An 8,257-nucleotide genomic window follows, 5' to 3' on the forward strand; every position below is an offset into this window, starting at 1 on the left:
CTGTGGCTACAATGGAGATGAACTTCTCTAATTTTAAGGAAGACAACAGTGGTGGAAGGATTGAGGAAAGTAACAATTGGGCAGTAGCTGCTACCACTGTGGGAGTTTGGAATACCATACTTGCTGTAAATTTAGCAATACCAGTAAGCGCCTTCAAAGCAGCCATTAGTCAAAAACCCTCTTATGACAGCGATCGGGCTCTTTGGGTTTGGAGGTTTGACTATGATGTGGTAGGCAGAACCTACTCTTCTGAGCTTACTGCCGGCTTTGTAAATGATGGTGTTGAGTGGAATATGTATATATCACAGCAAAACGGTTTTCAAGACGTTCTTTGGTATTCCGGGGTGATGAACACAGGAGGAACTGAAGGTTATTGGATGCTAAATATCGATGGCGATAGCCCAAGAGATTTCTTACGTATCGACTGGGAAAAAGAAAATGAAGAGATAGGTAAAATAAAATATACGAGTATAGATGCTACAGCTGATCTTAATGGCTCATATATCGAGTATTCGAAGTCAGCAGATGTGGAATTTAACCGATCTTATGATATATATATTGATAAGGACGACAACCTTGTTGAAATCGACTGGAACTCAAATGATGGGAATGGTAGAATAAAGAATAGCGATTTCTATGGAGATGATCTTTTTCACTGCTGGGACACAAACTTTGAAAATATAGACTGCTAAACTGAAAGTTGCTTATCAAAAAAGGCCACTGATTTTGTAATCAGTGGCCTTTTTTATGAATATTAACTGAGCCTTATTTTCTTATAAATCCTTCGAAATCATAGTGCTCCGAAGCATTCAACTCCTCTTCTGAGAGCCCTTTGAAATAATCGTAGGTTATTTTTAGCCCTTCTGCCCGGCTTACCTTCGGTTCCCAGCCCAATATTTCTTTGGCCTTAGATATTTCAGGTTGCCTTTGCATAGGGTCATCTTTTGGCAAAGGTTTGTACACAACTTTCTGAGTAGTGCCTGTGAGTTTTATGATTTCATCAGCAAACTCTTTTATGGTAATCTCATCAGGATTTCCAATGTTTACAGGGTGCACATAGTCGCTGTGTAGCAATCTATAAATACCATCTACCAAGTCATCCACATAGCAAAAAGAACGTGTTTGAGACCCATCTCCAAAAACAGTAAGATCCTCACCTCTTAAAGCCTGCCCGATAAATGCCGGTAACACGCGGCCATCATTGAGTCGCATACGAGGCCCATAGGTATTAAAAATTCTCACTATCCGGGTTTCTACACCATGGTAAGTGTGGTAAGCCATCGTCATAGCCTCCTGAAAACGCTTGGCCTCATCATAAACGCCTCTAGGTCCTACAGGATTTACATTTCCATAGTATTCTTCCGTCTGTGGGTGTACCATCGGATCACCATATACTTCTGAAGTAGAAGCAATAAGCATTCTTGCTTTTTTGGCCTTTGCCAAACCCAACAGATTATGAGTACCTAAAGAACCAACCTTTAAGGTTTGTATAGGTATTTTAAGATAATCAATGGGGCTTGCCGGAGAGGCAAAATGCAAGATGTAGTCTAACTCACCAGGTACGTGTACAAATTTTGACACATCGTGGTTGTAAAACTCAAAATGCTCATTATGAAATAAGTGCTCCAGGTTTTTGATATTACCGGTAATGAGGTTGTCCATGCCAATGACATGATAACCTTCATCCATGAAACGATCACACAAGTGTGACCCTAAAAACCCGGCAGCACCGGTAATAAGTACTCTTTTTTTATTTGCCATTTACAGTTTGTCTTCCAATGCTAAAGTAAGTATAACCAAGCTCTTTCATTTCGCTTAGATCATACAGGTTTCTTCCATCGAAAATAGTCTTATTTTTCAATAAAGATGAAACCTTGTCAAAGTCTGGAGTTCTAAATACAGGCCATTCTGTTGCAATAAATAAAGCGTCAGCTCCTTCTAGTGCCTGGTAAGCATCATTGTAGTAAGATACTTTATCTCCAATTACACCTTTCACATTTTCCATAGCTTCAGGATCATAAGCTTGCACTTCTGCTCCGGCAGCTACTAATTGGTCTATGTTATAAAGAGAAGGTGCCTCTCTAATATCATCAGTATAAGGTTTGAAAGACAGCCCCCAAAGTGCAATTTTCTTTCCTTTAAGATCTCCGCCAAAATACTCCTTTATACGAGGTATTAATTTAGTCTTCTGACCTTCGTTTACACTCATTACTGAGTTTAATATACTAAAGTCATAATTTACTTCCTGAGCAGATTTAGCTAATGCCTGAACATCTTTAGGGAAACAGCTACCACCGTAGCCAATACCAGCAAATAAGAATCTCTTACCTATACGTGAGTCAGTACCCATGCCTTTTCTTACAGCATCTACATCAGCTCCTAAGAGCTCACACATATTAGCAATCTCGTTCATAAAAGTGATTTTAGTCGCCAGGAATGAGTTTGCCGCATATTTTGTGAGCTCGGCAGATTTCTCATCCATAAAAATCACTGGGTTACCCTGTCTCACCAATGGTGCATAAAGCGTTTCCATAAGTTTCTTTGCCTTTTCAGACTCAGTACCTACTACCACACGGTCAGGCTTCATGAAGTCTTCTACAGCAACTCCTTCTCTCAAAAACTCTGGGTTAGAAACTACATCAAAATCTACTTTTGCATTAGCCGCAATTTTGGCATGTACTTTTTCTGCAGTTCCTACAGGCACTGTGCTCTTATCTACTATTACGGTATAGTCTTCTAAAATTGGCCCTAAGTCTTCAGCAACTTTTAATACGTATTGCAAGTCAGCTGAGCCATCCTCACCAGGAGGTGTTGGCAAGGCAAGGAATATGATTTTTGCATCTTTTATTCCTTCTTTTAAGTCGGTGGTAAAGTGAAGTCGCTCTTGTTGTATATTTCTTTCGAACAAGGCCTCTAACCCTGGTTCATATATCGTAATCTTTCCATTATTAAGGCTTTCAACCTTTTTCTCATCAATATCAACACAAGTAACAGTATTACCTGTTTCGGCAAAACATGTACCGGTTACCAAGCCTACGTAACCAGTTCCTACAACAGCTATTTTCATATTTTATAGTTTTCGATTTTCAATTAAAGGGTTCAAAAATAATGATTTATAATACATTCGGAACATAAATATTGTTTTATGAAACTGTTAAAAAATTTACCAAACTAACATTCGTTTGGGTAATCAACTTTATTGCGGTAATTTTGAACTAAAACAATATCATAAAAATGCAAGCAGTAGCAGAACAAACAAACACAGGCATCTCTTTTGAGGAAACAGAAAACCAGAAGATGATTGCTCAGATGGTGAGAGATTTTGGAGAGAAGGAAATAAAACCACACATGATGGAATGGGATGAGTCACAGGAGTTTCCTATTCCTTTATTCAAAAAATTAGGTGACTTAGGTCTAATGGGTGTTTTAGTACCACAAGAGTACGGTGGGTCTGGGTTTGGCTATCATGAATATGTAACAGCTATTGCAGAGCTCTCAAAAATTGATGGTTCTATCGGCTTATCAATGGCAGCTCACAACTCCTTGTGTACTGGTCACATCTTACAATTCGGAAACGAAGAGCAAAAGAAAAAATACTTACCAAAACTTGCTACCGCTGAGCACATCGGTGCCTGGGGTCTTACGGAACCTAATACAGGTTCAGATGCAGGAAACATGCGTACCGTAGCTGAGAAGGACGGAGATTATTATGTGATTAATGGCGCTAAAAACTGGATCACTCACGGTAAATCTGGAGATGTAGCGGTTGTGATCGTTCGTACGGGCGAAACAGGCGACTCTCACGGCATGACGGCCTTTGTTATAGAAAGAGGAACACCGGGTTTTTCTGCAGGTAGAAAAGAAAATAAGCTAGGTATGAGAGCTTCAGAAACTGCAGAAATGATTTTTGAGAATTGCAGAATTCATAAGGACCAAATGTTAGGTGGCGAAGGTGAAGGTTTTATCCAGGCTATGAAAGTGCTAGATGGTGGGAGAATCTCAATAGCAGCGCTTAGTTTAGGTATAGCACAGGGTGCATATGAGGCAGCTTTGCAGTACTCTCAGGAGAGACACCAGTTTAACCAACCAATAGCGAAGTTTCAGGGTATATCTTTTAAGCTGGCTGATATGGCTACAGAAATTGAAGCTGCGAAGCTTTTAACACACCAAGCCGCTGATTTGAAGAACAAAGGCAAGTCGGTGAATAAGCAGTCTGCTATGGCTAAGTTATATGCTTCTGAAATTGCGGTAAAAGCTGCTAATGAAGCTGTACAAATATTTGGAGGATATGGATTTACTAAAGACTATCCTGTAGAGAAATTTTACAGAGACGTAAAGCTTTGTACTATCGGAGAAGGAACATCAGAAATTCAGAAACTGGTAATTGCACGCGCTATATTGAAATAATTAAAAGCCTATATAACAATTACAGGGTGGTTAATAGCCACCCTTTTTTATTGGTAATCGGTAATTTTAATTATATCGTGGTATTTCCAATAATTATCTCTAAATTTGCAGTCCATTTGAAAGGAGGTGTATAAAAAATGATCGTAGTAAACGTAAAAGAAAACGAATCTATAGAGAAGGCTCTAAAAAGATTTAAGAAGAAGTTTGAGAAAACTGGTGTTTTGAAAGAATTAAGAGCCAGAAATTTCTACGAGAAACCTTCTGTTCAGAGAAGAACTGAAATCATAAAAGCAAAATACAGACAGAAAAAGTACGCAGAAGAAAACTACTAATTGACTGTAATTTCCCGCTAATATTTATTAGATTTAGTACTACAGAGCTACGGCTTGTAGTACTATTTTTTTATGCGGGAGTCCTTCCTTAAATACATACAATACGAAAAGCGTTTTAGCGCTCATACGATCACCTCGTATGAAAATGACATCAATCAATTTGAGCAATTTCTTACTGATAACTATGGCGAGAAGCTAGAAGAAGCCAGCCATAATTCTATCCGGCATTGGGTAGTGTCTTTGGTAGAAAAAGGAACATCGCCTCGGTCTGTAAATCGGAAGATGGCATCCTTAAGGGCGCTGTACAAATTTCTCCTCAAGAGAGAAATTATTACCAAGGATCCTACCTGGAAAATTCAAGCTTTGAAAACCAACAAAGCTCTCCCACAATTTGTAAACGAGCCGGACATCACCCGCCTGCTGGACCAGTGTGAGTTTAGCAGAGATTTTGAAGGAAAGCGTGATCAATTGATCCTGGAATTACTCTACGGTACTGGTATACGTCTTTCTGAGCTGATTAATCTCAAGACGGATGATATCGATATATATTCAAACACAATTAAAGTACTGGGAAAAAGAAACAAGGAAAGAATAATTCCGTTTTCTAATAATCTTAAGCATGTAATAGAAGATTATAAGCAATTAAAAAAAATGTCTGTTTCGGCAAAAGAAGATGAGTACTTACTCGTTACTGAAACCGGAGACCGATGTTACCCAATGCTTATATACAGAACAGTAAAAAAGTATCTTAATTTATTTACCACAATAGAGAAGCGTAGTCCCCATGTATTGCGTCATACATTTGCTACACACCTTCTCAATAAAGGAGCGGAGCTAAACGCTGTAAAAGACCTGCTAGGGCATTCAAGCTTGGCCGCGACACAGGTTTACACGCATAATTCGCTCGATAAACTAAAATCGGTCTTTGACCAGGCGCACCCTAAAGCTTAAATAAAATTTTCTAACCTTTTAAAATTGTAAGATTATGAAATTACAAATGCACTCAATCCACTTCGATGCCGACCAAAAGTTGCTAGATTTCATCCAGAAAAAAGTAGACAAGCTTGAAACCTTTTACGACCGAATGGTTGATGGTGAAGTGTTTTTAAGACTAAATAATTCAGGGGTAGAAAACAAAACCGTAGAAATTAAACTCAATATTCCCGGCCAGCAGTTGTTTGCCAAGGAAGAAGCTAAATCATTTGAAGAAGCTACCGACCTCGCTACTGAGGCTTTAAGAAGACAATTGAAAAAATTTAAACTAAAGCAAATGGCTCATTAAGACGAGACATTAATGAATAAAAAAAGGGGCTTACGCCCCTTTTTTATTTCCCTTATCTTAAAATTATATGTTAAAGGCTTCTTTTACCTTATCTACATAATCAAGCTTTTCCCATGGGAATAACTCCACTTCTTTTGTTACTACCGTTCCATCTACAGCTTTAAACTCTTTCGTGACTACCTCATTTTTACGCCCCATGTGTCCGTAAGCAGCAGTTTCTGAGTAAATAGGATTTCTTAATTTGAGTCTGTTTTCTATGGCAAAAGGCCTCATGTCAAATACTTCAGCAACTTTTTCAGCAATCTCACCATCGCTCATATCTACGTGTGATTTGCCGTAAGTATTTACAAAAATACCCATAGGCTCTACTACACCAATCGCATAAGATACCTGAATCAAAATCTCGTCAGCCACACCAGCTGCTACCATATTTTTGGCAATATGTCTCGTAGCATAAGCAGCCGAGCGATCTACTTTAGACGGGTCTTTACCAGAAAAAGCTCCTCCACCGTGAGCACCTTTTCCTCCGTAAGTATCAACAATGATCTTACGGCCAGTTAGACCAGTATCTCCATGAGGACCACCAATCACAAACTTACCAGTAGGATTGATGTGATACTTAATCTTATCATTAAATAGCTTTTGAATCTCCGGCTTTAATTGTGCCTTTACTCGAGGAATGAGAATGTTAATGATGTCTTCCTTAATTTTCGCGAGCATCTTTCCTTCCTCGTCAAAATCATCATGCTGTGTAGAAACTACAATTGAGTCAATACGCTGAGGCACATTATCATCAGAGTACTCAATAGTTACCTGTGATTTAGCGTCTGGCCTTAAATAGGTGAGCTCTTTATTTTCTCTTCTAAGCTCAGCCAGCTCTTTCAACAACTTATGAGAAATATTAAGCGCCAAAGGCATATAATCATCTGTCTCATTGGTCGCATAGCCAAACATCATACCCTGGTCACCGGCACCCTGCTCTTCAGGATTACCTCTATCTACACCTTGGTTGATGTCTGGTGACTGTTCATGAATTGCAGAAATTACTCCGCAAGAATTGCCATCAAACATATACTCACCTTTTGTATAACCAATTTTGTTGATTACATCTCTGGCAATTTGTTGTACATCGAGATAAGCCTCTGACTTTACCTCTCCACTTAAAACAGTGAGCCCGGTGGTCACAAGTGTCTCGCAAGCCACTTTTGAGTCTTTGTCAAATGCTAAAAAGTTATCTATTAAGGCGTCAGAAATCTGGTCTGCAACCTTATCCGGATGTCCTTCAGACACAGACTCGGACGTGAATAAATATGGCATACGTTTATAGTTTAGTTTATGTTAGTCTTATTTTGAAGGGCACAAATTTAGGCCATCAGAGGTTAAAATAAAATCTCATGTTCGGCAAGGAGTATTACTGTCGTGTAACTGGCAGAATTTACCCGGCAAAAAGTGCATAAACGGTGGGTATTTTATGCAGGTCTACCTTTATCTTGCGCCAGTCTGCGATGGTTGTGCTTTTGATCCATTCTTGTTCTCCACTTAAATCTCTGGCTACACATAGCTTGGTATTGGGATAACAGTTTTTCTTTAGCTGCTCTACCAATTGATTGTTGCGATAAGGAGCCTCTATAAATAATTGAGTTTGATTTTTCCTTCTACTCTCCTCCTCCAAAGCTTTAATTTTCTGCTCCAAAGCTTTTTTATCTATCGGAAGGTAGCCATGAAATGCAAACTGCTGCCCGTTGAAACCAGAAGCCATTAGAGCCAACAAGATAGAAGAAGGACCCACTAAAGGCACGACAGGTATATTATTTTTATGCGCATAGTCTACAGCTAGAGAACCAGGATCGGCCACCCCCGGACAACCACTTTCAGACATAAGGCCAACATTGGTACCAGTTTTTGCTTTGCTCATTAGCTTTTCTACAGTAGCCTGAGGCGTCTTTTTATCGAGCTCTTCAAACTGCAAGTCTTCAATAGTTATACCCATTTGCAGGCTGCTAATGAAGCGTCTCGCTGTCCTGAGATTTTCAACCAGGAAATAGTCGGTATTTTCAATTACTTCTTTTACTTGCTCAGGCACGACATTGGTCTGCTTTTCTGAAATGACAATGGGTATAAGATATAGCTTCCCTGAACTCATAATGATTTATTAATTTTGAATATGGCTAAACTACTTTTGATCACAGGGCTTGTACTCATTATAATTGGAGCGCTTATGTATTTCAATATAAAA

At 39.0% G+C, this 8,257-nt stretch carries 9 protein-coding genes; 5 read left to right on the top strand and 4 right to left on the bottom strand.

Annotation, left to right across the window (positions count from 1 at the left end; genetic code table 11):
* The coding region (locus tag E1176_RS20670; RefSeq protein ID WP_185152738.1) for a hypothetical protein at positions 1–692 on the top strand (692 nt) is incomplete at its 5' end.
* Between the two features lie 73 nt (positions 693–765).
* On the opposite strand, the gene E1176_RS10155 is transcribed toward E1176_RS20670, so the two are convergent.
* Positions 766–1,761, bottom strand: a complete 996-nt coding sequence (locus E1176_RS10155; RefSeq protein ID WP_155210500.1) for a UDP-glucuronic acid decarboxylase family protein — start codon at positions 1,759–1,761, stop codon at positions 766–768.
* Positions 1,751–3,067: a UDP-glucose dehydrogenase family protein gene (locus E1176_RS10160; RefSeq protein WP_155210501.1), complete on the bottom strand. Its 1,317-nt coding sequence runs from the start codon at positions 3,065–3,067 to the stop codon at positions 1,751–1,753. The genes E1176_RS10155 and E1176_RS10160 overlap by 11 nt, the downstream gene beginning before the upstream one ends.
* Before the next feature lie 167 nt (positions 3,068–3,234).
* On the opposite strand from E1176_RS10160, the gene E1176_RS10165 reads away from it, so the two are divergent.
* The 4 genes from E1176_RS10165 (at position 3,235) to hpf (ending at position 6,021) form a co-directional block, all read left to right on the top strand.
* Complete coding sequence (locus E1176_RS10165) at positions 3,235–4,407, top strand: acyl-CoA dehydrogenase (protein WP_155210502.1); 1,173 nt, start codon at positions 3,235–3,237, stop codon at positions 4,405–4,407.
* A gap of 137 nt (positions 4,408–4,544) precedes the next feature.
* The gene (gene rpsU / locus E1176_RS10170; RefSeq protein ID WP_155210503.1) at positions 4,545–4,739 is read left to right on the top strand and encodes a 30S ribosomal protein S21; all 195 of its coding nucleotides are present in this window, start codon (positions 4,545–4,547) and stop codon (positions 4,737–4,739) included.
* A 72-nt stretch (positions 4,740–4,811) separates the two neighbouring features.
* Positions 4,812–5,690, top strand: a complete 879-nt coding sequence (locus E1176_RS10175; protein WP_155210504.1) for a tyrosine-type recombinase/integrase — start codon at positions 4,812–4,814, stop codon at positions 5,688–5,690.
* 34 nt (positions 5,691–5,724) lie between these two features.
* Positions 5,725–6,021: a ribosome hibernation-promoting factor, HPF/YfiA family gene (gene hpf, locus E1176_RS10180; RefSeq protein WP_155210505.1), complete on the top strand. Its 297-nt coding sequence runs from the start codon at positions 5,725–5,727 to the stop codon at positions 6,019–6,021.
* Positions 6,022–6,084: 63 nt separating this feature from the next.
* Here hpf and metK read toward each other — a convergent pair whose 3' ends face one another.
* Both metK and E1176_RS10190 read right to left on the bottom strand, forming a co-directional pair.
* Positions 6,085–7,338, bottom strand: a complete 1,254-nt coding sequence (gene metK / locus E1176_RS10185; RefSeq protein WP_155210506.1) for a methionine adenosyltransferase — start codon at positions 7,336–7,338, stop codon at positions 6,085–6,087.
* Positions 7,339–7,456: 118 nt separating this feature from the next.
* Positions 7,457–8,164 (bottom strand): SAM-dependent methyltransferase, encoded by a 708-nt coding sequence (locus E1176_RS10190; RefSeq protein WP_155210507.1) that lies wholly within the window; start codon positions 8,162–8,164, stop codon positions 7,457–7,459.
* Between the last annotated feature and the right edge of the window lie 93 nt (positions 8,165–8,257).

Source organism: Fulvivirga aurantia, from assembly GCF_009711475.1.
GTDB classification, from domain to species: domain Bacteria; phylum Bacteroidota; class Bacteroidia; order Cytophagales; family Cyclobacteriaceae; genus Fulvivirga; species Fulvivirga aurantia.